The organism is Alphaproteobacteria bacterium SS10 (assembly GCA_019192455.1).
Classification (GTDB): Bacteria; Pseudomonadota; Alphaproteobacteria; order TMED2; family TMED2; genus TMED2.
On sequence record JAHCML010000003.1, the window covers coordinates 265,470 to 291,520 of the forward strand.

Consider the following 26,051-nt stretch of genomic DNA (forward strand, 5'->3'; position numbering starts at 1 on the left):
AGACAGGCAAGCCTGTTTGCCGACGCAACAACCACCAACTGACCAGACTGCCATGCCAATCCGTGACCTTGCCCGCCGTAATGACGGCGTCACCATTGCCCCATCCCTGCTTGCCGCCGATTTCGCGCGCCTCGCCGTTGAGGCGAAAGCGATTGAGGATGCGGGTGCCGATTGGTTGCACCTTGATGTGATGGATGGCCATTTCGTACCAAACATCACCTTCGGCCCGCAGCTGATCAAGCAGCTTCGTCCCCATACCGATCTGCCTTTTGATGTGCATCTGATGATCTCACCGGTTGATGCCTATATCGAGGCCTTCGTTGATGCAGGGGCGGCGATGATCTCTGTCCATCCGGAGGCGGGGCCACACACCCACCGTACGGTGCAGGCGATTAAGGCTGCTGGCTGCCAGGCTGGGCTTGCCCTTAACCCGGCAACGCCGATTGAGGTGGTCGATAACCTGATCGAGGATATCGATCTTATCTGCATCATGACCGTCAATCCAGGCTTTGGCGGGCAGAAGTTCATTCATCCGCAATTGCCCAAGATTAAAGCCGCCGCAGATCGGATTAAGGCGAGCGGTCGCGAAATCGCACTGCAGATTGATGGCGGGGTGAATGCCGAAACTGCCGTTCTGTGCCGTGAGGCTGGTGCTGATGTGCTGGTCGCCGGTAGTGCCGTCTTTGGCCACACCAATTACGGCACCGCGATTGAGGCGCTCAGGTGAGTGAACCCGGCGCCTGGGCCCAACTGAAGCAAAAGGGCCGTGCCTTTGCCTTTACCAACCNGCTCTATGAGCGCGGGTTGCGGGGACCGGTGCCACCGGCACCCCGCCTGATACCCCCCGATCCATGGCCCGGCCGTGCTGATCGTGGCCAGGCCATGCTGGGCGGTGCCTTCACCCTATTTGGCCGCGCGCGCGCCTTAGCCGGCAACCCCTTTGATGGTCGTCAGTTGGCGGCACCGATTGGTTGGCAGGCGGCGCTGCATGGTTTCCATTGGCTGCGCCATTTGCGGGCCGCTGGTGGTGATAGCGCCCGGCGCCTCGCCGCCGATACGATCATGAATTGGCTCGACACCTATCCCAGCTGGGACGCAACCGCCTGGGCATTGCCGACGACCGGGGCGCGGGTGGCCCATTGGTTAAGCCAGTTCACCTTCTATGAGCCGGCGCTGGATGATCAGCGACAGGCTCTGCTGATGGACGCGCTGGGCCGCCAGATCCGGCATTTGATGCGCAACCTACCCGCTGAGAATGACCCCGACACCGTGGGGGCAGGTGAGATTGTGGCGCTGAAGGGCTGGGTGCTAGGTGCGCTCTGCCTTGATCCCGATGGGCTGAAGCTGGGCCAGGCGCTCACGGTCATCTCCCAACGTTTGGCCGCGCAGATTGCGCCGGATGGTGGCTATATCACCCGTAACCCCTTGGACCAGTTGGGCGTGGTGCGCGACCTGATCGATATTCGCGCTGCCTTGGTGGCCGATGGACAGGTGGTGCCGCCCGCCATTCAGGATGCCATTGATCGGACGATCCCGGCCCTTCGCCTGTTCCGCCATGGCGATGGTGGGTTGGCGACGATGAATGGCGCGTTAGAGGCGGACCCCTTGGTTATTGATACCGCCTTGGCCCAGGCCGATGCGCGTGGCCGCCCGCTCCGCTCCCTTGTTGAGACGGGGTATGAGCGGGTTGGCATTGGCCGTACCTCACTGATCATCGATACGGCGGGTGCCCCGCCCAAACCCTATGACACAAACGCCCATGCCGGGCTGTTCGGGTTTGAGATGTCCCATGGGCGGGAACGGATCATCGTCTCCTGCGGTCATGATCCGGCTGGTGGGGCGCTAACCGACCCGCTGCGCTCAACCGCCGCGAGTTCAACGCTTGTGGTGGCCGACACAAATGCCAGTGCCGTGACGGACGGCGGTGGGATTGAGCGGGAGCCCGCCCGCATCGCCAGCACCCGTGAAACCGGCGCCTATGGCACCCGTATCGCGATGAGCCATGATGGTTGGCTGCCCCGCTTTGGCCTGACCTATGATCGTATCATCACGGTGTCTGAGAGTGGTGAGGCCGTGTTTGGGGAAGACCGCCTCCATGGCCGTGCTGGGCATCGCTTCTCCGTTCGTTTCCACATTGCGCCGGATATTCAGGTCTCTCCCATTCAAGGCGGTGCCCTCTTAAAGCCGTTAAGCGGCACTGGCTGGCGCTTCCAGGCCCAGGGCGCAAGCTTGGATGTGGAAGAGAGCATCTATCTTGGCGACGGTGCCCCACGGCGTTGTTATCAACTGGTGCTAACCGGTGAGACCGAGGATCACAGCGCCTCCGCCCTTAAGGGGGATCGCAAGGTCGGCGCTAATCTCGGCTGGTCCCTAACCCGGGAACGGAAACCCGCCAAAGTCCCGACAAATCATCAAGCGTTAACCCTTTAACCCGTAGCCTATTCGATCTGGCAACGGTCAAAACGGCGTGAACCCGCCCGCTTTATGGCGATTTCTTGCCGAATGCCGGGCGTCTGGTCTTGGCGTCGCCGCAATCCGGCACCATCATCTTTAGTAGACGGATGGTGTGATGTGAGAGGAGTAGCGTGATGGTTGTTGATCTGGTTCTGATTGGTCTCTCGCTGATTTGCATCGCCGTTATCGCCCTCGTCCGGAAGCCAATTACCTTCAAATCCATGCGTGAGCGGATGGAAGCAGAGTGGCAGAGCCTGGCCGAAGCTGGCCATGACAGCCTGCCGCCGCGCGACGACGTTATTCGCATGTTCCGGCGTGAGATTACGCTGACCCTGTGCCTGCATAGTGCCGCGATTGGCATCCCCGCCCTGATTGCGGTCTGGCTTAGCAGTGTTGCCTATCTGGTGATTATCCCGATGACGGTTGTCGACCTTGTGGCGTGGTGCATGGTGGCGATCACTGGGATCCTGCTACTCGCCTTCCTGGCAACCCCGCGCTATTTCCTGGATGAAGAGAACTACTATTTCGACCACGCTCGGGATCGTGTGCTGGCACGGATTACCGATTAAAGGTTCCTGACAATCGGGCCTTTCGCTCCCTAACCTCTGTCAGCTATGACGGGCGCTCTCAAATAAGCGGGGCGTCCGTGCCTGATCTTTTATCCCTCAACGATCTGACCACCGATGACTGCCAAGCGCTGATTGCGCGTGCGGTGGTGCTGGGGGATCTTTGGCAGGCGCGGGAGCTGCCCCAATCGCTGCAGGGTAGGCGGATTGGGCTGATCGCTGAATTGCCAGGTTGGCGTAATCCAACGGCCCTGAGCCTCGGCGCAGCTGAGCTTGGCGCCAGCTGTGTCAACGTAACCGCAGGGTTGGAGGGGGCGGAGGCGATTGCCGATCTCGCCGGGTATCTGGACAATTGGTTTGATGCAATTGCCATCCGCACACCCAGTCTGGATCGTCTGCGAAGCTTTGCCGCTGCTGCGGAAGCGTCGGTCCTCAACCTTCGCACTAATCACAATCACCCCTTTGAGACCTTGGGCGATCTGAGTTTTGTGCACGCCAAGCGGGGATCAATCGAAGGGCTTCGGGTTGCCGTGGTCGCCGCAGCAGGCAATATCGCCCGATCGTGGTTGGACGCAGCAGAGGTTCTGCCGATCCATGTGACACAGATATGCCCGACAGAGTTCGCCTTTACTGCTAACGAGTTGCCGTCAGGGGTAATGACTACCGATCAAAAGGGTGTCCTGGCGGCTGCCGATGTCATTGTCACTGATTGTTGGCCAGCTGATATTGACCCGGATCAGGCTGAGCAGTTTGCGAAGCTCCGCATCACGGCTGATATCTTGGACGGTTGTAAACAAGACGTGCTGTTTATCCCATGCCCGCCCGTCACCCGGGGGCAGGAGGTGTCAGCCGATGCGATGGATCATCCCTGCTGTGTCGCAACCCAGGCGAAGGCGTTCCTGATGCATGCCCAGAATGCTTTTCTCGAACACGCTTTGGCCTGAAGGGACGGAAGAGATGGGCATCAAAAACTACCTTGTTGAGGGCGTGTCGGGGACTGGAAAGACCTCGGTTTGTCATGAGCTGACGCGGCGTGGCTATCAAGGGATCAATGGTGATCGGGAGCTTGCCTATCAGGGCGATCCGGTAACCGGTGAGCCTTTGCCCGGTTCGGCTCATGAGCATCACATTTGGGATGTGGCAAAGGTCCGCTCAATCGTCGAAGACCACAGCCACTCTAAGACGTTCTTCTGTGGTGGCTCTCGCAACTTCAGCCAGTTTATCGACCTGTTTGATGAGGTCTTCGTGCTCGGTGTCGCCTGGTCGGTGTTGGAGCAGCGCCTCGCGGCCCGTGGGGATGATGAGTGGGGCGGCACGGTGGAGGAGCGCGCGCTGGTGAAACGCGTGCAAGCTACCGGTGAGGACACACCACAGATTGGGATCAGGATCGATACCTCAGTGCCGTTGGCCAAGGTGGTCGATACCATCCTTAATCATTGCGAGTAGTTGACCTGCTGATCACTCCGCCGCGATGGCCAGGCTTGGGCGTAAGGGTTGTGACACCTCACGTGATGCCTCTTCACGATACTGCCTTGCCTTGATCAGGCGATAGGCGGCCGGGGTGAAGTAGAAGGACACCACGGTCGCCATCAGGGTCCCGCCAGCGATGGCAATCGCGAAGGGTGGCCAGAACCCACCAGCCGTTAGGATGAGCGGTAGGAAGCCACCAAAGGTTGTGATGGTGGTTGAGATAATGTGGCGGCTGCAATCGCGCATAATCACATCACGCATCGCCTGCACATCACCGGTCTTGGCAATCGGATCCTCTTGGATCGCTGCCAGGATGACGATGGTGGCGTTAATCGCTAGACCAACCAGGCCCATCAAGCCGACGATCACAACAAAGCCAAGCGGATAACCGCCCATGGTGACGCTAAGCAGGCCGAGGCCCATCGCCTGAAAACCAGCGAGGAAGATGATCCCGGCAAGGCGGAAGGAGTTGAAGGACAACACCACCGTCGTGATCATCAGAACCAGCAGTAGGGCAACCGAGGATAAGAGGTTGCCGACCGCATCGCCGCGCTTCTCGCTCTCGCCGCCGAACTCCATCCGATAACCGACGGGTAGCTCAAAACCGCTGGCCTCAAGCCGCGCCTGGAAGGCGGCCAGCGCCGGGGCAGGCAGCGTGTTGCCGTAGAGGTAGCCTTTGACCTCTTGCAGCCGCTCGCCATCACGGTGCGGGATGCCGGTCAGTGCTGGCACCAGGCTCACCTCGCCCAGGGCACCGAGTGGCACCCCAATGGTGTCAGTCGTTGGTTGTGCGGCCCGGTCAACCCCCTGGCCATTCGGGACGAGGGTAATGCCACGCACCTCATCAAGGTTGCCGCGTCGATCCTGGGACAGGCGGATGATGACGGGCAGTTGCTCTGTGGTCTCCAAAACGGAACCGCCAAAGCGGCCGTCTAGGGCATCGCTCAATTGTCCGGCAACCGTGGTTAGGTTGAGGCCAGCCAGCTGCACCTGATCCTCATCAGCGTCGACGATAACCTTTGGCTCGCCCGCATCGAGGGTGGTGCGGACATGGGTGACGTCTGGGGTGCTGAACATCACCTGTTTGATCTCATTGCCCAGCTCACGCAACTGCTTCAGATCAGGGCCATAGATGCGCACCTCAAGCGGGGCATCGAATGGTGGGCCCTGCTCCAGCTTACGAACCAGGATCTGCGCGCCTGGGAAGGAGGCATCCAGCGTGTCTTGTAGGTCCAGGATCAGGTCCGCCGCTGCGGGCGCATCCTGCGCCGTGATCATGGCCTGGGCATAGGAGGGGTTGCGGTCCTGGTTGCTCAACAGGTTGTAGTAGAAGGCCGCCGCCGTATTGCCGATATACCAGGTGCGTTCCTTGATCCGGTCATCGGTGGCGAGGGCCGTGTCGATCTCTTGCACGAGCGCCTGGGTGCCTCTGATTGAGTTGCTCTCAGCGGTGAAGACTTCGATCTGGAATTGGTCACGGTCAGCCGGTGGGAAGAACTGCTCACTCAACGTGCTGGCACCGACAAAGCCCAGAACCGGCAGGCAGAACGCGGCGATGATGGAAACGAAGGGGCGCTTCAGGCTTTGATCAATGCTCCAAGCAAACGCATTGGACATGGCTGGCACCACCAGCCCTTCCCGCCAATAGGATGGCTTGGGTGGCGTTTTGGGTGCCATCAGGCCAGCAAGCGCCGGCACTAGGGTCATGGCAATCACGTAAGAGCTCAGCAGGGACGCAATCACGGCCATTGAGATTGGGCCAACGAACTCACCCGCAGGGCCAGGCATCAGCACAATCGGCATAAAGGCCAGAACAGTTGTTACGGTCGAGGCAAGCAATGGCACGGCAAAGCGCCTAACATTGCGGGCGACGGCATCGCGTCGGTCCAGCCCATCTTGAACATCGGCACGGATGCCATTGGTCATGACAATGGCATTGTCGACCATCAGGCCGAGCGCCACGATGATCCCGGTCACCGACATTTGGTGAATTTGAAGGTTAAGCAATTGGAAGCTGCCTAAGGCCATGAGGCTGGTGAGCGGCAGAGCGGCGCCAACGATGATCGCGGAACGCCAGCCCATGGTGATCAACAACACCACAAAGACGATCAGCAGGCCGATCTGCAGATTGCCGATCAACTGGTCCAGGCGGTTCTCGGTGTAGACGCTTTGGTCGAACAGGGTGCGCAGCTCGATGCCCTGGGGCAGTTCGGTTCGGAACTCCTCCAACACGGCGCGGGTATCGGCGGCCCAGACATCGACACGGATGGTGGGCAGCTGGCGGCTCGCAACCACCACGCTCGGTTCGCCATCAATGATGGTGAGGTTTAGGGGCGGGTCCTGAAGGGCCCTGGTAACCGTGGCCACATCAGCAAGGCGCAGGCCGCCATCCTGATCGGCGACTAGCGGTATCCGCCCAATGCGATCCGTCGCTTTAAATGAGCCCTCAACTTCGACGGTCAGGCCACTCGACCCGCCATCAAGTGCCCCGGCGGAGGTCTTGGCATCAGCGCTGGCGAGAGCCCTCGCCACATCGCCCATTGAGAGGCCAGCGGCGGCTAACGCCTCGGCATCGGCCACAACCTCAACACGTTCATCGGGTGCGCCATAGACCCGCACAAGGTCAGTGCCCCCAACATTGCGGAACCTATCCTGCAACGCCTCGGCAAAGCGCTTCATGACCCGGTAATTCGGTGCCTCATTACCAACCCAGCGCAGCCCCGCAATCAGGGTGTAGGCATAGCCCCGATCATCATCGAGTTCTGGCGCGCCCGCATCGGCCGGTAGGGTGGGGGCAACGGCCCCAATCTCGTCCCGCAGCTCTGACCAAATCGGCTCTGGCTCGTAGACATTGTCCTTAAGCTCAACCGTGATTGCCGATACACCAGCCCGGGATGATGAGGTGATGGTCTTGATGTCGGCATGGGTGCGTAGGGCATCCTCAATCGGTTCGGTCACCAAGGCCTCAACCCGTTCGGCATCAGCCCCGGGGAATGGCGTCACGATGGTTGAGACCCGGTTGGTTAGGCGTGGGTCTTCCAGCCTCGGCACGGTCAGGATTGAGCCTAGGCCAGCGGCCAGCAGGACACCGATGGCAAGAACGAGAAGCCGGGGATAATCGAGGAATAGGGTCTTCATGGATCGCGCTGCCCTTAGCTTTCTGGTGACGGGGTGACCCGCACCACTTGGCCTGGTGTCAGGCGATGGGCGCCATGCCAGACAACGTAATCATCATTGGCCAGCGTGCCCGCGACATAGCTTTGCTCTGCCTCGGCATAGAGCATCTCAACCTCCGCCCGCTGGACTGTGTAGAGGTCCCCATTCTCCGGCGTTGGGATCAGGGTGTAGACGGACCAAAGGCCTCGAAGTCCCTCGGTCATCGCATCATTAGGAAGCCAGGCACCGCGCTCAAAAACCTGGTCGGTGATCTGCAGCTGCAAGAGTTCACCATCGGTAGCACCAGCGAGGCGCATGGCATCTGGTACATCGAGGATCGCTGTAACAGTACGGGAGTTGCGACCAACCGCTGGTAGGACGTTCTGCAGGGTCGCTGTATGGCTCTCACCCCGCCAGATCAGTTGCATCTGCTCGCCAACCGAATGTAGGGCGGCAAGCTTAGGCGGTAGGCCCACGCGTGCTTCCAATGCGCCGGTCTCAATCAGGCGGATAGCGGCGGCACCCGCACTGATAACAGCGCCCTCATCAACCATGCGGCGGGTGATGGTACCGGCAAATGGGGCGGTTAGGCTGGCATCCTCGATATCAACATCTAGTAGGGCAATCTGTGCCTCGGTTGCGGCGATGGCCGCTTGCGCCCGTTCTGAGGTGGTGACCGCCTCATCCAGGACTTGGTCACTGGCATGGCCACGCTTGTTCAGGTCACGCTGACGGTCGAGGGTTTGGCGCGCCAGCTTGGCGTCGGCGCGACGCTCGGCGAGGCTGGCGGCCAGGCGGGCGCGATCGGCTTCCAGGCGGTCGGTATCAAGGCGGCCAATGATATCACCGGCGGCGACCACATCCCCCTCATCGACCAGCATCTCAGCGACCATGCCGTTGATCTGAAAGCCCAAATCAACCTGACGTTGGGCGGCGACTAAACCTGCGAATTGGCGTTGTTGGTCATAACCATCGGTAAAGCTGATCCGGCGCGCCTCAACGGGAAGGGGGCGCGCCGCGGCAACATCCTGTCGTGCTTCCGCCTCTTCAGCTGCATTGCCGGTGATAATACCGCCAATTGCCGCCGTCACGCCGACCAACCCGGCGATAATTAGGCCCGATACGATGAGCTTTTTCGGCTTCCCCGATGCTTGCTCAACATTTGGTTCACCAAGGGTTTCGCTGGGCTTATCGGTCATGGGTTTCGCCTAGTGATTGTTGGCGCGCCTATAAAAAAGCTCGGCGCGGAATGATTGAAATCTTGAACTGACCGAACCGTTCGGTCATTTTTAAACTACGCCTTGTATACGGGTAGTTCAACCATTGACTGAACGGTTCGGTCATCTTACGTGGCGTAAAGTCAGTTGGTTCACGTCGCTGACGAAATATCTTAGTAATTGAGCGTGAGTTCCCTGTTGCCATGACCGTTGAGCCTGTGAGCAAGACCCCACCACCCCCCGCCGCTGGCGAGGCACTGACCAAGATTGATCCCAACGCGGATCAAGGCGCTGCCGATGACCATGGCGGCGATATCGATTGGCAGAGCCCGAAAGCCCAGCAGATCATGCATGCGGCCGCCGATCTGTTTTTCGAGAATGGTTTCGGCGGCTCCAGCATGGGGCAAATCGCGTTGAAGGCCGGCGTGTCCAAAGGGACGCTCTACAACTACTTTGCCGATAAAGAGGCGCTGTTCGGCTCTGTCGTCCGGGCGGTTTGTAAGCTGCATAACGGTCAGCTCTATGGGCTGAAGACCGGTGACGCCGATGTTCGGGCGGTCCTTACCCGTGTCTCTGCTCAGTTCTTGATGTTTGTCACCGGCGATATGCCCACCTCCGGTTATCGGATGGCGGTGGCAGAGGCCGTGCGTTTCCCGCATCTGGGGCAGATCTTCTACGATGCTGGTCCGCGTGAGGGGATTAAGCGTATGGCCGATTACCTCGAATGGGCCCGGGATGAGGGATTGATCCAGCTCGAGGATCCGGACATGGCCGCCCGTGAATTGCTGGAGATGACCAAGATGCCGGTCTTCATGCAGCGGGTGTTGCATATGCGTGGCCCGGTTGAGGAGAAGGAAGCCCAGGAGCTGGCAGAGGCCGCCGTGGGCAAGTTCCTAACCCTGTATCCGCTGACCGAAGGCTGATAGCTCAGGCGGGCATCGGCACCGCTTCCTTACATCAAATCTGTTTTAGGCGACCCATCTCTTGCCCAGTTCTTCGACCCCCGCCGTCAGTGTGGTGATGAGCGCGTACAACGCCGACGATGTTCTAGGCGCCGCGCTGGATAGCCTGACTGCCCAGGATTTTGAGGATGTAGAGTTCATCATTGCCGATGATGGATCCCAGGATCAGACCGCCAAGCTCATCCAGGCAAAGGCCGACGCCGATCCCCGCATCAAGCCGCTGCTCTTTAAGCAGAACCGAGGCATCGTCCCAACGGTGACCGATGCGCTGGCTGCCGCCCGGGCACCATTGATCGCCCGGGCTGACAGCGATGATCTGCATATGCCGGACCGCCTGTCCCAACAGGTGGCATTTATGGCGGCCAATCCAGATATCGATCTGCTTGGTGGCTTCATGCAGACCTTCGGCGACCGGGAGATGTTGTTCGATTACGAGACTGAGCCGGACATGGTCGCCTGCTGCTTCCTATTCCGGTGTGCCGTGGCGCAGCCAGTAGCGATGATCCGTCGCCATGTCTTCGATGATTGGGGGCTCGCCTATGATCCAGCCCATCCCTTTTCACAAGATTGGGGGCTGTTTAGCCGGATAACGGCAAGGGGCAAGGCCGCCAATATGGACCGGGTGCTGGCCAAATATCGGTTCCATAACAAGAAGGTGGGCATCACCAACCGGCCAAAGCAGAAGGCCGTGGCCGACAGCCTCGTCCGACGCATTGCCGGTGAGATTGGGGTGGAGGCGAGCGATGCCGATATCGCCATTAACTTCATCCTCGATGATGCTGATAAAGAGCGCATCGCCTATGATGCCGGCTTCCCGGCGACCGCTGCGCTGGATTGGCTGAACCGGTTGCAAACCGCCAATAGGTTGAGCGGGTATATGCCGCGTAAAGCCTTCGATCAGGTGATGGGTCGGATGCAGGCGGGGGCTGAGGCGGCGCTGGCCGCCGGTGCTGCCTAAAGACCGCATGCGGGTTATGTGGCCATGCCGGTTGACCATTGGGTCGGTTCGGCGCCATACAGCCACTTCCTTTTAGCCCTCCCGCCTCAAGCCGCCAGGTATCGATCCCGTGAAAACCGATTTTGTGCGTATCAAGCGCGCCCTGATTTCCGTCTCCGACAAACGGGACATTGTTCCCATGGCCCAAAAGCTCAGTGATCTGGGCGTTGAGCTGCTGTCCACCGGTGGCACCCATAAGGCGCTCACCGCCGCTGGCCTGACCGTCCGTGAGGTGTCAGAGCATACTGGCTTTCCTGAGATGATGGGCGGCCGGCTTAAGACCCTGCACCCAGTGGTTCATGGTGGCCTGCTTGGCCTGCGCGATAACCCTGAGCATTTGGCCTCCATGGAGGCGCATGCCATTGCACCGATCGACCTGCTGATTGCTAACCTCTACCCGTTTGAAGAGACGGTGGCGAAGGGTGGCGATGACCTGGCCTGCGTTGAAAACATCGATATTGGCGGCCCGGCGATGATCCGTGCGGCGGCCAAAAACCACTCCCATGTCGCGGTCCTGACCGACCCAGAAGACTACGAGGCGTTCCTGGGCGAGCTTGATGCCAATGATGGTCAGGTTAGCTTCAGCCTTCGCCGTCGCCTGGCCGGCCTCGCCTATGCCCGCACGGCCAGCTATGACGCGGCAATCTCTGGTTGGTTCGCCAGCCGTGGGTTCCTCGGTGAAGAGGAGAAGGTGACCCCACCACGGATCAGTGTTGCCGGTAAGCGTGCGGCGATCCTGCGTTATGGTGAGAACCCGCACCAATCGGCCGCCCTCTATCTCGACGGCAGCAACCGCCCCGGCGTTGCCACCGCAACCCAGCTGCAGGGCAAGGAACTCTCCTACAACAACCTCAACGATACCGATGCAGCGTTTGAGTTGGTGTCAGAGTTCACCGAGCCGACCATCGCGATCATTAAGCACGCGAACCCATGCGGTGTCGCGAGTGCTGCTGATCTGAACGCGGCCTATGATCTAGCGCTCCGCTGCGACCCGGTCAGTGCCTTTGGTGGCATCATTGCCGCCAACCAGGTGATCGACGGCGCCGTCGCAACTGAGATTGCCAAGCTGTTTGCCGAGGTGGTGATCGCCCCATCGATCAGCGATGAAGCAAAGGCGATCTTTGCCACTAAAAAGAACCTCCGCGTGCTTGAGACCGGTGCCATGGCCGATGCCGAAGCACCTGGCCTTAAGGTTAAGACCATTGCTGGTGGCTTCCTGCTGCAGGACCGTGACAATGCCTGCATCACCGAGGCTGACCTGAAAGTCGTGACGAAGCGTGAACCGACCGCCGCCGAACTGGCCGACATGCTGATCGCCTTCCGGATCGTGAAGCATGTGAAGTCAAACGGCATTGTCTATGTGAAGGATGGCGCCACCGCCGGTATCGGTGCGGGGCAGATGAGCCGTGTCGACAGTGCGCGCATTGCCGCTTGGAAGGCGAAGGAAGCCGCTGAGAAAGCTGGGCTTGGTGAGGCGCTGACCGTTGGGTCTGCTGTTGCCTCAGATGCGTTCTTCCCATTTGCCGATGGGCTAATCACCGCCGCTGAGGCTGGTGCAACCGCCGTTATTCAACCGGGTGGTTCGGTTCGCGATGATGAGGTTATCGCCGCCGCTGACGAGGCCGGCCTCGCCATGGTCATGACCGGCCGGCGTCACTTCAATCACTAGGCCAGCCTAGTAACTGGCCCGCTTAGACTGCGCGGTCGAGGGTTAGGATCGCTGTCTTCAGCTCAGCGAGGTTATCCATAACCTGTTGGACCCCGTCACGGGTAATCAGCTGGTCTGGCAGCACGCCGAGCAGGGTGACCGCATCATCGGCGGCCATTAGCTCATGTACCTCACCATCGGCATTAGCGAGGGCCTCATTAGCCGGGCTCTCGATCACTGCGCGCAGGCGTTTATAGCTGTCGGCCAGTTTGGGGTGCAGACGCTTAAGTTCCGCCATGTTGACGGCGAGGGTTTTGGGGCCTGAATGCCGGGCGTCCTTGGCGATGCTGGCCATCTTGTCAGCCAGACCGAGAACGGTCGCAACCTCAGGCCGCGATGTCTGCCAATCGGATCCGGTGAATTTGCCGTCGCTGCGCTCATCGCCGAGCGCATCAAGAAGTTTGCCAACCATGGCGCTACCAACCCTAAGTCACGGGGGTGACCAGTTAATCCGGCCCCCTTGTTTGTTAGGTCGCTAGTCTGGCGGCTGGAGGCGGTTCGGGCAAGCCCCGTGGTGTCGGGTCTTGAGGTGCAGCCTCGGCACGGGCGGCGAGTTTCTCAGCCAGCTTCTGCTCGAGATACGGCTTCATCTCGATAATCTCATCCATTGTGTCCACAACGATCGTGGCACCGTTTTCAATGAGCCTTGCTTTGTGGGAGTCGTAGTCTTCTGGCTTGATATGGGTCGCACCCATATAGCCAATCACCATGTAGCCAGCGGCAACGCCAGACTTCACCCCGGAGTCACTGTCTTCGATACAAATGCTTTTCTCGGGGTCCGCACCAAGGCGGTCAGCGGCTAGAAGGTAGCCATCAGGCTTAGGCTTCGCCTTGCCCGTATCTTCCGGCGCGCTGATAACATTACCCTGCTCTTTGCTCATTTTCTTGGTGAGGCGGGCAGCGTGAATGGGGGCTGCTAGGCGAAGGTGAGGGCTCGATGAGTTCATGCCGATTTCAGCACCATCGCGCTCGAAGGCATCAATCAGGCGGTGTAGACCGGGGTCAGTTTGCGTTTCAGTTCGCAGCCGCGTTGCCGTTTCAACAGTAATATCGTGTTCCATTGAATCCGGGATGGTCACGCCCCTACCTTCCGCAACCCACTCTTGGATGTCCTTAAAATGCTTGCCGGCCAGCNCCCGAACGAGCTCTGCCTGCTCATACTCTGGTTTGCGACGGCGGCTCAGGTAATCATTCACCTGCTTGGCAACGACTTCGAAAGCAATGTCTTCTGAGTTCTTGGCGAACACCCCGTCACAGTCGAAGACCAGCGCATCAAACTTCGCACCTTCAGGTTGTGCGGCGGCGGGTCCAGGCGGGGCTTGGTCCAAAGGCATGTTTGCTTCCTCGTTATCCGTATCGCGATCTTGGTCGCCGCGATTTGGCTACAGACTTACTATGCCATGTTAGGGTGAAAGATGCTGGCTAATTTGCGTTTGTGATAGTGATCACAACTCGCCAACGGCCGCTTTCGCGCCGTTATTGTGCAAGCGTTTGAGCCAGTAATCCACAGCCTTGGTGAAAGGCTCAGCCTGGGGCAGGTCGCTGCCAAAGATCTCTGGAATCGCCAGGAATGGGGTCGGGTCATCGCCGCCGGCTTTGGCCGCTTGCTTGATCTTGTCAGCGAGGGGGTCTTTCACCTCAATCGTCGCCCCTTTCTCATCCGTGCCGCGTGAGCAGCGGATAAAGCTGGCAACGGCCAGGCCCAGCAGGTCGACGGAGCCGCCAGCGGCCAGGCGATCACGGACAATCGGCATCATCTGGTTGCCGATCTTCTGAGAGCCGTCCATGCAGATGCGGGGCAGGCCATCGCGGATTGCGGGATTGGCGAAACGCTCAATCAGCATGTCCTTGTAGCTTGGCAGATCAATGCCAGGGGCATCGGGCAGGGTTGGGGTAATCTCTTCATCCATCAGGCGGCGGACGAAGCGTTGGATGCCCGGATCGGTGATCGCCTCATGAACGAAGTCATAACCCGCCAGTACGCCCAGATAGCAAAACGCCGAATGTGCGACGTTGAGCAGGCGAAGCTTGGTCAGTTCATAGGGGTAGACGTCGCTGACAAACTGGGCGCCAACCTCATCCCAGGCGGGACGGCCCATGGTGAATTCATCTTCTAAGATCCATTGCCGGAAGGGTTCGCAAACCACCGGGGCGGCATCATCGATACCGAAGTGATCGCGGATCTCGGTCACATCATTTGGGCTGGTTGCCGGGGTGATGCGGTCGACCATGCTGTTCGGGAAGGCGCCATGCTCGCTGATCCATTCAGCCAGGCGCGGGTCCCGCTGCTCTGCGATCTCAAGGGTTAGGGCGCGGGTCAGGCTGCCATTCTTCTGCAGGTTGTCGCAGGACATGACCGTGAAGGGGGCGATGCCCATTTCCCGGCGCTGGTTCAGCGCCTCAACCACCATGCCGAGGGCGGTCTTGGGATTCTTTGGCATCATAAGGTCGGCGGCAACGTCGCTGCGGCCCTTATCCAGGGTACCCGTGGCCGGGTCATGGCCATAGCCGCGTTCGGTCACGGTGAGGGAGACGATCTTGGTCGTCTTCTTCGCCATCTGGGCGAGGACCGCGCCGCGATCGGCGGGCGCAAACAGGACATCGGATAGGGAGCCAATGACCCGGGCTTTCATGCCGTCACTGTCGCGGGTCACCACGGTATAGAGGTTGTTCTGGCGGCTTAGTTGATCGCAAAGCTTTTGGTCGTGGGGTAGGGCGCCAACGCTGCACAGGCCCCAGCTGGCAAGGGCCGATGGATCCTTGGCGAGGAGGTCGTCGGTGTAGACGGCTTGGTGCGCGCGGTGGAAAGCGCCCAGGCTGATGTGAACGATGCCGGTCTTAAGCTGCGCGCGATCAAATGTCGGCCGCGCAATGCGTGCTGGCAAATCAGCCAGATTCGCGGTGTTAACTTTGACGGTATTGCCCATGCCTGAAGCGGAGCTCCCTCGATAACGTCTTCCAGTGTCGGCTTGCTGCCCTTAGATCGGTAGGCCGTTAGGTGAAAGCCGCCAACCGGGCGCGCTTATCGCACAGTCCGGCGCCTGACCCAAGGGCCAAGCCCAGACTCTGACAAAAAGCTGGATTGAGAGATTAGCTAAGCTTAGGACCAGAGCGGTCTTCCGGACCCGGTGGCTTCGGCCCACCACTGGCGCCATCGTCTTTCGGAACTACCGGTTTTGGCAGTTCATCAAGGCGCATGGTCACCGCGCGAATAGCGGACATGGCGTCGCCTTTCAGCATGGTTTCCAGCGAGCTTTGCACGCGTCGGCGAAGGTCTTGGCCGTTCTTGCCGTACATTGACAGGCCAAACCCCATTGCCTCATGAACGCGATTAACATTAGGACCTTCTTCCCGTGCCAAATCTTGCAGTTCTTTAGCACGAGGGTCACTGATCACATACACACGTCCCGTGTCTGTAACGCCTGTCGGTTTGTCCGAGCTTTCGGGTGTTGGGGTGTTTTGGCTGACACCACCAATGAAACGCTGCCAACCAGCCAGAGCAACGCCAAGTGCTTGATTAGGCGTTCCTTTGTGGATTGAGGCATGGATCGCATCCATCAAGCGTGGCTTGAGTTTCTTGGATGTATCATTAGCCAACCGGTCTACGCTGTCTTTCAGCTGTGGGTTGTCAAAACGCTCTACCAGATCGTCTGCATAGACTTGCATGTCGGTGCCAGGGATCGGATCAATGGTTGCTGCGACTTCTGAAAGGAAGCGTTTGGTGAACGCACCCATGTCAGGGTCGGCCATCACCTCATCAACGGTTTTGAAACCGGCGACCCGGCCCAGCGCACCCATCATCATATGGGCGCCATTCAGCATTCGGATTTTGGCTGCCTCAAACGGGCGCACATCCTCGGTTAGCTTCACGCCTTGGACATCGCCAATCGGCGGCTTGGTGCCCTCGGCAAAGTTATCTTCAATGATCAGCTGACGGTATGGCTCTGTGAACACTGGCGAGGCATCGCTGATGCCATGCTTGTCCACCAAGCTTTGGGCATCTTCCGCGCTAGCGGCCGGGGTGATTCTGTCCACCATCGAGTTTGGGAACACGATGTTGTAGCCAATGTAGTCGGCAAGCTCTTTGCCGTATTTGGCTTCGGCAAACTGCTGCAGCACTTTCTTGGTCACAGCGCCATTGTCTGGAATGTTATCCAAGCAGGCCACGGTGATCGGCGGCAGGCCAGCTTCCTTGCGCTGCTTCAATGCTTCGGTCAGCACGGCAGGCATGGAAACAGGTGGGGTTGTGCCAGCAATCTCATCGGCCACCCGCGGTGCTTCACCATCGACGAGATAGTCCTTGTCGATCGCATAGGCCTGCGGATCTAGGTTGTCGTCATCATCGCGCTTATACCCGCCCTGGGTGATGGTCATCGACACAACCTTAGTGTCGGGATGGGCAATGCGAGCGATCAGTCGCTGAGGATCTTCCGGACCGACGAGGGTCTCTTTGACCGCTGAAATAATGCGGGTCTTGTCGCCTTCTGGCCGACGCTCGGTCAGGGTGTACAGATTGTCCTGCGGCTCAAGCTGGTCCCGGATGCGCGCGGAGCGCATGGAAACGCCGCTGATGCCCCAATCACCCTTTTGATCGGCTGGCATGTCATCAATGATGCTAGCCCAATGCGCACGGGCGAAGTTGCCGAGACCAAGGTGGACGATGCCGATCTTGCCATTCTCTGGTGGCTTCTCAACGATGGCCACGTTCTCTGGCGGGTTGTCCACCATGTCTTGGGACAGTGGGCGGGCGTTAGGCGTAGACATGAAGCTGACCTATTACTCTTGTTGGTTGTTTCCCAATCTGTCTTTGGGCAGCCCGCTCTTGGTTTTAGATCGGCGGTTCTGCTTGCACGCAGGGTATTGAAAACCTGCGACGGGTATCTGTGTTTCCTGTATCCAATGCGCTTATTTTGCGCCTTGATCTGTAGTGTTGGGGCAAATTGGGAAAGCAACCAGCCCCGGTTTGTTTGTGTGCGACCAATGTTCGCGATTATGCTGATACTGTAGCGCCTTTTATGCACTTCGTGCGCGATATTCTGTTGAGAAGTTAGAAAATTACCGTGCAGCCAATGGGGCGTTCAGTCCGCATGACGCAGAGCCGCGCTAATCCGGCGTTAAGCCTAGAGGTAGATATAGGCTAGCAAGACCGCGCCCAGCAGCAGGCGATAGACGACAAACGGCATAAAGCTAGCCTTTGATAGCCAGCGCATCATGACCGCGATCGCGGCAAAGGCGGATAGGCCAGCCAATACAGCTGCCACGGCGAGGTCCAGGCCCAGCCGCCAGCTACCTGCCTGGTAAACGTCAATGGCGCCCAGCACGGCCGCACCGCCAATCGCAGGGATTGAGAGCAGTAGCGAAAACCGTGCTGCCTCTTGCCGGGAATAGCCAATGAACCGCGCCATGGTCATGGTGATGCCTGATCGGCTTGTGCCTGGGATCAGAGCTAGGATCTGGGCCAGGCCGATTAGAATCGCATCCAATCGGTCCATACTGCCAACTGACTTACGCTTGGCGCCGATCCAATCCGCGACGCCCAGCAATATGCCAAAGATGATGGTCGACCAGGCGATCAGCTCAATCGCCCGCAGCCCGCCAGGCGCAATGCTGTGCAGGGTGAAGCCGGCAATAACAATGGGGATGGAGGCCAGGATCACATGGAGCGCCAGCTTCGCCTCCGGCGCATTCCGGCTTTTGCCCAGCAGCTTCACTGTGCCAACCGGCAGTTGCAGCGTTTCCCGCCAGAAATAGACGCAGACGGCGACCAGCGTGCCAACATGGACCGCGATATCGACCAGGAGCCCCTGATCCGCCGTGCCCAGAACCACGGGTGCTAGCACCAGATGTGCGCTGGAGCTAATCGGCAAAAACTCGGTAATGCCTTGGATCAGGGCGAGAATGGCCAAATGCCAGAGGGGCATAGTGTTTGGTCTGACGGTCTAAACCGGACGGATAGAGAGCATCGGCCCGGCAGTGGTGAGGCACCCTGTCTGTTGAGCGTGTTTTGCCGGGCTGGGCAAGCCCTGTCTCGCATCCTTGGCCACTCTTTGGCGCATGGCTGCGGGAATGAGCCATGCATTTTAAGCATGCTGCGTATTATGGCCGATATGAGACTAATTGCTGGATTTATGCTGCATAGCAGCGTGATTTTTGGTTGTCTGGAACGTACGCAATCCAGAAAAGGTCACAATTTCTTACCTATTGGCGAAATTGGCCGCTGGAATTCGGTCCCTTAAGGCGTTGATTGCTGCGGGTGACCGGCTAACGAACAAAAATTACCGGCCCAGCCGGTGGCGGAAACATCGGTATGGTCGCCCCAGATCGGCGATCACTACCCACCTAATAAGGAGATCGGTCATGGCCGGCAAGATGCTTGGCTTTGTTGATACCGACCAGGAAACCCCCGAAAAACGAGCCTCGAATGAGCGGGCAAAGGATTTCGGTGAGATTTACCGCGAGTTCGCCGCTGAGAAGGCCGAAGAGCAGTCCAACCGCTGCTCCCAATGCGGGGTGCCTTTCTGCCAGGTGCACTGCCCGCTGCAGAACAACATCCCGGATTGGCTGAAGCTAACCGCCGAGGGGCGGTTGGAAGAGGCGTATGAGGTCTCCTCCGCCACCAACACCTTCCCGGAGATCTGTGGCCGCATCTGCCCGCAGGATCGGCTGTGCGAAGGGAACTGTGTGATTGAGCAGTCCCAACATGGCGCCGTCACCATCGGCGCGGTTGAGAAATACATCACCGAAACCGCTTGGGAGAATGGCTGGGTTAAGCCACGCCTCCCTCGCCGTGAGATCGACCAAAGCGTTGGCATCATTGGTGCTGGCCCCGCCGGGTTGGCAGCGGCCGAAATGCTGCGCGCCAAGGGCTATCAGGTTCATGTCTATGATCGTTATGACCGCATTGGCGGCCTGCTGATCTATGGCATCCCGAACTTCAAGCTTGAGAAAGATGTGGTTGTCCGCCGGGGTGAGCAGTTGGTTGCCCAGGGCATCCACTTCCACCTCAACTGCGAGATTGGTCGCGACGTCACTTTCGAGGGGTTGCGGGAGAAGCACGACGCCGTGTTGATCGCCACCGGGGTCTATAAGCCGCGTGAGGCCCCAATGCCCGGTATTGGCCTGCCAGGTGTGACACCAGCCCTGGACTTCCTAACCGCCTCAAACCGTAAGGGTTTGGGTGATGAGGTTGCCGATTTTGACAGCGGCTTGCTGAACGCTGAGAGCAAGAAGATCGTGGTCATCGGCGGTGGTGATACCGCGATGGACTGCGTGCGCACCGCCGTGCGCCAGGGCGCTGAGGCCGTCACCTGCCTCTATCGTCGTAACCGCGCGAATATGCCTGGCTCCCAACGTGAAGTGATGAATGCCGAGGAAGAGGGTGTCACTTTTGAGTGGCTGGCAGCACCGGAGGCGATTGTCGGCGACGACAAGGTGAGCGCGGTTCGTGCCCAACGCATGCATCTCGGCATGCCCGATGCCACGGGCCGTCAGATGCCGGAGCCGGTGCCAGACAGCAGCTTCAACATCGATGCTGATCTGGCGATTATGGCGCTTGGCTTCGACCCAGAGGATCTGCCCGGCATGTTCGGCGCTGATGATCTGCCGGTTAGCCGTTGGGGCACTGTCTCGATTTCCTGGACCACCATGATGACCAAGCTGGATGGTGTTTTCGCCGCCGGTGACATTGTGCGTGGTGCATCACTCGTTGTGTGGGGCATCCGCGATGGCCGCGATGCCGCTGCTCAAATGCATAAGTACTTAAAGGCTAAGGCTGGTGCCGGTGACACATCCGTGCCGCTGGTTGCCGCCGAATAACTGAAGCAAACCCGGCGTTTAGCCCGAACCACCTATTTTGAAAGGAGGCCGATTAACGGATCGCTTACCCACCGGGAAATACAGTGCTCACTCTAGGTGCAGTAACTATTTCCGATTGGGACGACGGTTATGGAATCAATTGAACGCTACGATCTACGGCCATTGAAGGTATTGGTCATCGATGATGAGCCAGCCATGCTTGAGATCGTAAAGGGCCTGCTGACCCGATGTGGGGTCGGTGAGGTTAAGACCAGCAGCGATGCGGCCATGGCGTTCGAACAGATGCGCTACAACGTGCCCGATATTATTCTGGTCGATTGGGAGATGGAGCCACTAGATGGTGGCGACTTCCTCCGCCTCGTTCGACAGGATACGCGGTTTCAGGATCGCGATATCGGTCTGTTCATCATTACCGGCTTCCCAGAAGAGTGGCGCGTTAACCAGGCGATACGGGCCGGTGCCGATGATTTCATCGCCAAGCCCATTTCGACCGCCGGGGTTAAAGGCAAGCTGATCCGCTATATCGACCGTAAGCGCGAGGATCTGCAGCAGCGATGTCTAAACCCACGCTATCTAAAGCTCACAAATCTGGAATCGCAGGACGGCAAGGCGAGGGCCTAGGCCCTACCGTGACTGCCGGTTCCGTCTGGACGCCCGAGACTTGGCGCGCTGAAACCGAGCGCCTGCAGGCACAGCATACCTATGACCCGGCGCTTGAGCATTCCTCCTGCGGTGTTGGTTTTGTCGCCTCCCTTGATGGCTCACCCCGCCGGGATGTGGTGGTCGCCGGCATCGAGGCGCTGAAGGTGCTGTATCACCGTGGGGCGGTGGATGCCGATGGTAAAACCGGCGATGGTGCCGGCATCCATGTGCAGGTGCCCCAGGCGTTCTTCCATGAGCAGGTGGAGCGTTCGGGTCAAAAGCCAGATGATGGCGACCTCGCCGTTGGCATGATCTTCCTGCCGCGTACCGATTACGACGCCCAGGAACTCTGCCGCTCCATCGTTGAATCCGAGATCCTCGAGTATGGCTACCGCATTTATGGTTGGCGCCACGTGCCGGTGAATATCGATGTGATCGGTGAGAAGGCCAATGCCACCCGGCCTGAGATCGAGCAGATCATGATCGCGAATAACAGCGCGGATGATAACGATCTCGATAAGTTTGAGCGCAACCTCTACATCATCCGTCGGAAGATTGAGGATGCGGTCACCAAGGCCGGTATCAATGATTTCTACATCTGCTCCCTGTCCTGCCGGTCCGTGATCTACAAGGGCATGTTCCTCGCTGAGCAGCTGGCCATCTTCTACCCCGATCTGTTGGATGAGCGGTTTGAGAGTAACTTCGCGCTCTATCACCAGCGTTATTCCACCAACACCTTCCCTACCTGGTCCTTGGCGCAGCCATTCCGGGTTCTCGCCCATAACGGTGAGATCAATACCCTGAAGGGCAACGCCAACTGGATGCGGGCCCATGAAACCCGGATGAGCCATGAGGTGTTCGGCAAAAACATCGCGGCCCTGAAACCGGTGATCCGCCCCGGTAGCTCTGATAGTGCCGCCCTGGATGCGGTGTTTGAGTTGATGTGCCGCGCTGGTCGGGATGCGCCAATGGTTAAATCCATGCTGGTGCCGGAGGCTTACTCCGCCAAGAACACGGTGCCCGATGCCCATGTGGCGCTCTACAGCTATTGCAACGCTGTGATGGAGCCCTGGGATGGCCCGGCAGCGCTGGCGGCCTATGATGGCCGTTGGATCATCGGTGGCATGGACCGAAATGGCCTCCGCCCGATGCGCTACACGATTACCGGTGATGGCCTACTGATCATGGGCTCAGAGACCGGGATGGTGAAGGTCGATGAGACCACCGTGAAGGCCAAGGGCAAGATCGGCCCGGGTGAGATGATCGGTATCGATCTGCAAGAGGGTAAGCTTTGGTACGATCAGGCGCTTAAGGATCAGCTGGCCGGTCGCCGCCCCTTTGCCGAATGGGTGAACAACGTCACTGAGCTTGACGACCTTGTTGCCAAGGCCGCTAAAGGCGAAACCCAGGACTATGATCGTGGGGAACTGCGTCGGCGCCAAACCGCCTATGGCATCACCATGGAAGATATGGAGATGATCCTCCACCCCATGGTTGAGGGGGCGAAAGAGGCCGTCGGTTCCATGGGGGACGACACGCCGATTGCGGTGCTGTCCGACCACTATCGTGGCCTGCATCACTTCTTCCGGCAGAACTTCAGCCAGGTGACCAACCCACCAATTGATAGCCTGCGTGAGCGCCGGGTGATGAGCCTGCGCACTCGCTTAGGTAACTTAGGCAATATTCTTGACGAGTCGCCATCGCAATGTGAGCTGCTACAGTTGGATAGCCCGGTGCTAACCAATGCAGAGTTCGCCGCCATGCGTGAGCATATGGGCGATACGGCGGTGGTGATCGATTGCACAATGCCCGTGGGTGTTGAGGGTTCGCTTAAAGAAGCGCTGGGCCGTATCCGGCATGAGGCGGCAGATGCCGTCCGTCGGGGGGCGACCCATGTGATCCTAACCGATGAGCATATCTCCGATGATCGGGCGCCAGTGCCGATGATCCTGGCGACCGGCGCGGTTCACACATATCTGATCCGCCAATCCCTGCGCACCTTCACCTCCCTCAATGTTCGGACGGGCGAGTGCATGGATGTGCATTACTTCGCCGTGCTGATCGGTTGCGGTGCCACCTGTGTGAACGCCTATCTCGCGCAGGAGGCTATTGCCGATCGTCAAGCCCGTGGCCTATTCGGCGATATGTCGCTCGCTGACTGTATGAAGCAGTTCAAGAAGGCGATTGATGAGGGGCTGCTGAAGGTTATGTCCAAGATGGGCATCTCCATTGTCTCCTCCTATCGCGGTGGCTGTAATTTTGAGGCGCTGGGCCTGTCCCGTGCGCTGGTCGCCGAGTATCTGCCCGGCTGTACCAGCCGTATCTCGGGCATTGGCCTGAACGGTATTGAGCGCAAGGTTTTTGACCAGCACGAGAAGGCATTCGATGAAGAGGTTATCGCCCTGCCAATCGGTGGCTTCTACCGATACCGTAAGGGCGGTGAGCGCCATGCCTGGGAAGGTGGCTTGATCCACACGCTTCAGGCGGCCGTCACCAAGGACAGCTATCAGGGGTATAAAAAGTACTCAAACGCCCTGAATGACCGCCCGCCGACCAATCTGCGTGACCTGCTTGATTTCCAGGCGATTGAAGAGCCGGTTTCCATAGATGATGTGGAGAGCATTACCGAGCTGCGGAAGCGTTTTGTCACCCCGGCGATGAGCCTCGGTGCTTTGAGCCCAGAAGCCCATGGCACGCTCAACGTCGCCATGAACCGCATCGGCGCAAAATCCGATAGCGGTGAGGGCGGTGAGGTGCCAGAGCGCTTCAAGCCCGATGAGAATGGTGACAATTGGAACTCTGCTATCAAGCAGGTGGCCTCGGGGCGCTTCGGCGTGACGGCTGAATATCTGAACCAATGTCGTGAGATTGAGATCAAGGTAGCCCAGGGCGCCAAACCCGGCGAGGGCGGGCAGCTGCCCGGCTTCAAGGTCACCGAGATGATCGCCCGCCTGCGGCACTCAACGCCCGGTGTGATGCTGATCTCGCCGCCGCCGCACCACGACATCTACTCAATCGAAGATCTGGCGCAGCTGATCTACGATTTGAAGCAGATCAACCCAGACGCCAAGGTCTGCGTGAAGCTGGTTGCGCGTACAGGTATTGGCACCATCGCCGCCGGGGTCGCCAAGGCCGAGGCTGATGTCATCCTGATCTCCGGTAATACCGGTGGGACGGGTGCTAGCCCGCAGACATCTGTCAAATTTGCCGGTATCCCGTGGGAGCTTGGGCTGTCTGAGGTGCATCAGATGTTGGTGCTTAACCGCCTCCGTCACCGGGTGAAGCTCCGCACCGATGGTGGGATTAAGACCGGCCGCGACGTTGTTATCGCGGCCATGATGGGCGCGGAAGAATTCGGGATCGGCACCGGCAGCCTGATTGCCATGGGCTGCATCATGGTCCGGCAGTGCCATTCCAACACCTGCCCTGTCGGGGTTTGTACCCAGGATGAGGATCTGCGCGCCAAATTCACCGGCACGCCGGAGAAGGTGGTCAACATGTTCACCTTTATCGCCGAAGAGGTGCGGGAGATCCTGGCCTCCCTCGGCATGAACAGCCTGAATGAGGTGATTGGCCGAACCGATCTGCTGCACCAGGTCAGTCGGGGGGCGCCGCATCTGGATGATTTGGATTTGAACCCGCTGCTGGTCCGTCCTGATCCGGGTGACAATCCAATGTTCTGCACCATGACCGAGCGGAACCCGGTGCCGGACACTCTGGATGCCAAGATTGTTGAGGATGCCAAGCCCCTCTTCAAAGATGGTGAGAAGCTGCAGCTAGCCTATTCGGTGCGCAATGTGCACCGGGCGGTGGGCACGCGCCTGTCTTCACTGATCACCAGGCAGTTTGGGCAAAAAACCCTTAAACCCAATCACATAACCGTTAAACTTCGTGGGACTGCCGGACAAAGTTTGGGCGCGTTTGCCGTCCAGGGCGTCCGGATTGAGGTGCTGGGCGATGCCAATGACTATGTGGGTAAGGGCTTATCCGGCGGCACCATCGTTGTGCGGCCGCTGAACTCTAGCCCGCTGGTCAGCCATGAGAATGCGATCATCGGCAACACGGTGCTTTACGGCGCCACGGCGGGTGAGCTCTACGCTGCTGGCCAGGCTGGTGAGCGGTTCTGTGTCCGCAACTCTGGCGCCACGGCGGTGGTTGAGGGCTGCGGCTCCAACGGCTGTGAGTATATGACCGGGGGTAAGGTCGCGATCCTTGGGTCGGTCGGGGAGAACTTTGCCGCCGGCATGACCGGGGGCATGGCCTATATCTACGATCCTGATGAAACCCTGCCTGAGGTGATCAATGATGAAAGCGTCATCATGCAACGTCTGCAGGTTGAGCATTATGACCAGGAGCTGCAGACCCTAATCTCAGCCCATGCAAAGGCGACTCACTCCAAACTGGCGGGTCGTTTGCTCAATGATTGGGACCGGGAGAAGGGCAATTTCTGGCAAATCGTGCCGCGTGAGCTGCTAAACAAGCTTGAGGTGCCGGTTACCGATCCGATGGCGATTCCCGCTGAATAATTATTAGAATCAATGGTCTAGCGCTGCGCTGAACGCGTCGCCCTAAGATTTAACTAAAATTGTTCTAAAATTTAGCGTGACTCCAAATTGTGCCACGGATACCCTTAACGCGAATAAGGGGGGCCTTATCCATGGAAAATTTCGGATCATCCGGCGTCGGTGCGATGCTGAACAAGATTACTGGCGGTACAGCCGGTGACTTGGGCGTGCTTGCTGCCGTTGGCGCGGGCGTTGTCGCGGCCAAGAAGGTTGGCGACGCTGCCATCCGCGAAACCGACCCCAACGGCCTCAGCATGGCTGAGCGGAACCAGCACACACTTGATACGGCACGTTGGCGTGCGAATAACGGCCTCGGTAATCAGGTTCCGGCTGAGCAGCAGATCCCGATGGCTTCTGCGCCACCGCCGGATGCGGAAGATTACTACCGCGCTGGCCCACCAGGTCAGAAGGGTGGCCCACCACCGGTAAGCCGACCCTCACCGTTCTAAGGGTTTCTAGCACTCCAATCCCGTCAGGAAAGCTAGGTGGAAACTGCATG

Annotated in this window: 19 protein-coding genes; 12 read left to right on the forward strand and 7 right to left on the reverse strand. The window is 59.1% G+C overall.

The window, feature by feature from the left end; translation table 11 throughout:
- Positions 1-52 precede the first annotated feature (52 nt).
- From KI792_01715 to KI792_01735, 5 genes are all read left to right on the forward strand, one after another.
- Positions 53-727 (forward strand): ribulose-phosphate 3-epimerase, encoded by a 675-nt coding sequence (locus tag KI792_01715; protein MBV6631731.1) that lies wholly within the window; start codon positions 53-55, stop codon positions 725-727.
- Complete coding sequence (locus KI792_01720) at positions 724-2,430, forward strand: heparinase II/III family protein (GenBank protein MBV6631732.1); 1,707 nt, start codon at positions 724-726, stop codon at positions 2,428-2,430. The genes KI792_01715 and KI792_01720 overlap by 4 nt, the downstream gene beginning before the upstream one ends.
- Before the next feature lie 158 nt (positions 2,431-2,588).
- Complete coding sequence (locus KI792_01725; GenBank protein MBV6631733.1) at positions 2,589-3,023, forward strand: hypothetical protein; 435 nt, start codon at positions 2,589-2,591, stop codon at positions 3,021-3,023.
- A 77-nt stretch (positions 3,024-3,100) separates the two neighbouring features.
- Positions 3,101-3,964, forward strand: a complete 864-nt coding sequence (locus tag KI792_01730) for an ornithine carbamoyltransferase (GenBank protein MBV6631734.1) — start codon at positions 3,101-3,103, stop codon at positions 3,962-3,964.
- A gap of 13 nt (positions 3,965-3,977) precedes the next feature.
- A complete protein-coding gene (locus KI792_01735; protein ID MBV6631735.1) occupies positions 3,978-4,466 on the forward strand; it encodes a nucleoside kinase in 489 nt (162 codons plus the stop codon).
- Positions 4,467-4,478: 12 nt separating this feature from the next.
- On the opposite strand, the gene KI792_01740 is transcribed toward KI792_01735, so the two are convergent.
- Both KI792_01740 and KI792_01745 read right to left on the reverse strand, forming a co-directional pair.
- Entirely contained in the window at positions 4,479-7,628 is a 3,150-nt protein-coding gene (locus KI792_01740) for an efflux RND transporter permease subunit (GenBank protein MBV6631736.1), read from the reverse strand.
- A gap of 14 nt (positions 7,629-7,642) precedes the next feature.
- Positions 7,643-8,845 carry an efflux RND transporter periplasmic adaptor subunit gene (locus tag KI792_01745; GenBank protein ID MBV6631737.1) on the reverse strand — a complete coding sequence of 401 codons (1,203 nt, stop codon included), beginning with the start codon at positions 8,843-8,845 and terminating at the stop codon, positions 7,643-7,645.
- Between the two features lie 221 nt (positions 8,846-9,066).
- Between KI792_01745 and KI792_01750 the strand changes: the two genes are divergently transcribed.
- The 3 genes from KI792_01750 (at position 9,067) to purH (ending at position 12,491) form a co-directional block, all read left to right on the forward strand.
- Positions 9,067-9,786 carry a TetR/AcrR family transcriptional regulator gene (locus tag KI792_01750; protein ID MBV6631738.1) on the forward strand — a complete coding sequence of 240 codons (720 nt, stop codon included), beginning with the start codon at positions 9,067-9,069 and terminating at the stop codon, positions 9,784-9,786.
- A 97-nt stretch (positions 9,787-9,883) separates the two neighbouring features.
- Complete coding sequence (locus KI792_01755; GenBank protein ID MBV6631739.1) at positions 9,884-10,783, forward strand: glycosyltransferase family 2 protein; 900 nt, start codon at positions 9,884-9,886, stop codon at positions 10,781-10,783.
- Positions 10,784-10,907: 124 nt separating this feature from the next.
- The gene (gene purH, locus KI792_01760) at positions 10,908-12,491 is read left to right on the forward strand and encodes a bifunctional phosphoribosylaminoimidazolecarboxamide formyltransferase/IMP cyclohydrolase (protein ID MBV6631740.1); all 1,584 of its coding nucleotides are present in this window, start codon (positions 10,908-10,910) and stop codon (positions 12,489-12,491) included.
- Positions 12,492-12,513: 22 nt separating this feature from the next.
- Here purH and KI792_01765 read toward each other — a convergent pair whose 3' ends face one another.
- From KI792_01765 to KI792_01785, 5 genes are all read right to left on the reverse strand, one after another.
- Positions 12,514-12,942 carry a hypothetical protein gene (locus tag KI792_01765; GenBank protein ID MBV6631741.1) on the reverse strand — a complete coding sequence of 143 codons (429 nt, stop codon included), beginning with the start codon at positions 12,940-12,942 and terminating at the stop codon, positions 12,514-12,516.
- 55 nt (positions 12,943-12,997) lie between these two features.
- Entirely contained in the window at positions 12,998-13,864 is an 867-nt protein-coding gene (locus tag KI792_01770; GenBank protein ID MBV6631742.1) for an HAD family phosphatase, read from the reverse strand.
- Between the two features lie 111 nt (positions 13,865-13,975).
- Positions 13,976-15,457: a mannitol dehydrogenase family protein gene (locus KI792_01775; GenBank protein MBV6631743.1), complete on the reverse strand. Its 1,482-nt coding sequence runs from the start codon at positions 15,455-15,457 to the stop codon at positions 13,976-13,978.
- 163 nt (positions 15,458-15,620) lie between these two features.
- Positions 15,621-17,294 carry a mannitol dehydrogenase family protein gene (locus KI792_01780; GenBank protein ID MBV6631744.1) on the reverse strand — a complete coding sequence of 558 codons (1,674 nt, stop codon included), beginning with the start codon at positions 17,292-17,294 and terminating at the stop codon, positions 15,621-15,623.
- 356 nt (positions 17,295-17,650) lie between these two features.
- A complete protein-coding gene (locus KI792_01785) occupies positions 17,651-18,451 on the reverse strand; it encodes an undecaprenyl-diphosphate phosphatase (GenBank protein ID MBV6631745.1) in 801 nt (266 codons plus the stop codon).
- 436 nt (positions 18,452-18,887) lie between these two features.
- Here KI792_01785 and KI792_01790 point away from each other — a divergent pair, with 436 nt between their 5' ends.
- From KI792_01790 to KI792_01805, 4 genes are all read left to right on the forward strand, one after another.
- Complete coding sequence (locus tag KI792_01790) at positions 18,888-20,345, forward strand: NAD(P)-dependent oxidoreductase (GenBank protein MBV6631746.1); 1,458 nt, start codon at positions 18,888-18,890, stop codon at positions 20,343-20,345.
- Between the two features lie 129 nt (positions 20,346-20,474).
- Complete coding sequence (locus KI792_01795; GenBank protein MBV6631747.1) at positions 20,475-20,966, forward strand: response regulator; 492 nt, start codon at positions 20,475-20,477, stop codon at positions 20,964-20,966.
- Entirely contained in the window at positions 20,900-25,513 is a 4,614-nt protein-coding gene (gene gltB / locus KI792_01800; GenBank protein MBV6631748.1) for a glutamate synthase large subunit, read from the forward strand. Before KI792_01795 ends, gltB begins: the two co-directional genes overlap by 67 nt.
- Before the next feature lie 131 nt (positions 25,514-25,644).
- Complete coding sequence (locus tag KI792_01805; protein MBV6631749.1) at positions 25,645-26,001, forward strand: hypothetical protein; 357 nt, start codon at positions 25,645-25,647, stop codon at positions 25,999-26,001.
- Positions 26,002-26,051: the final 50 nt, after the last annotated feature.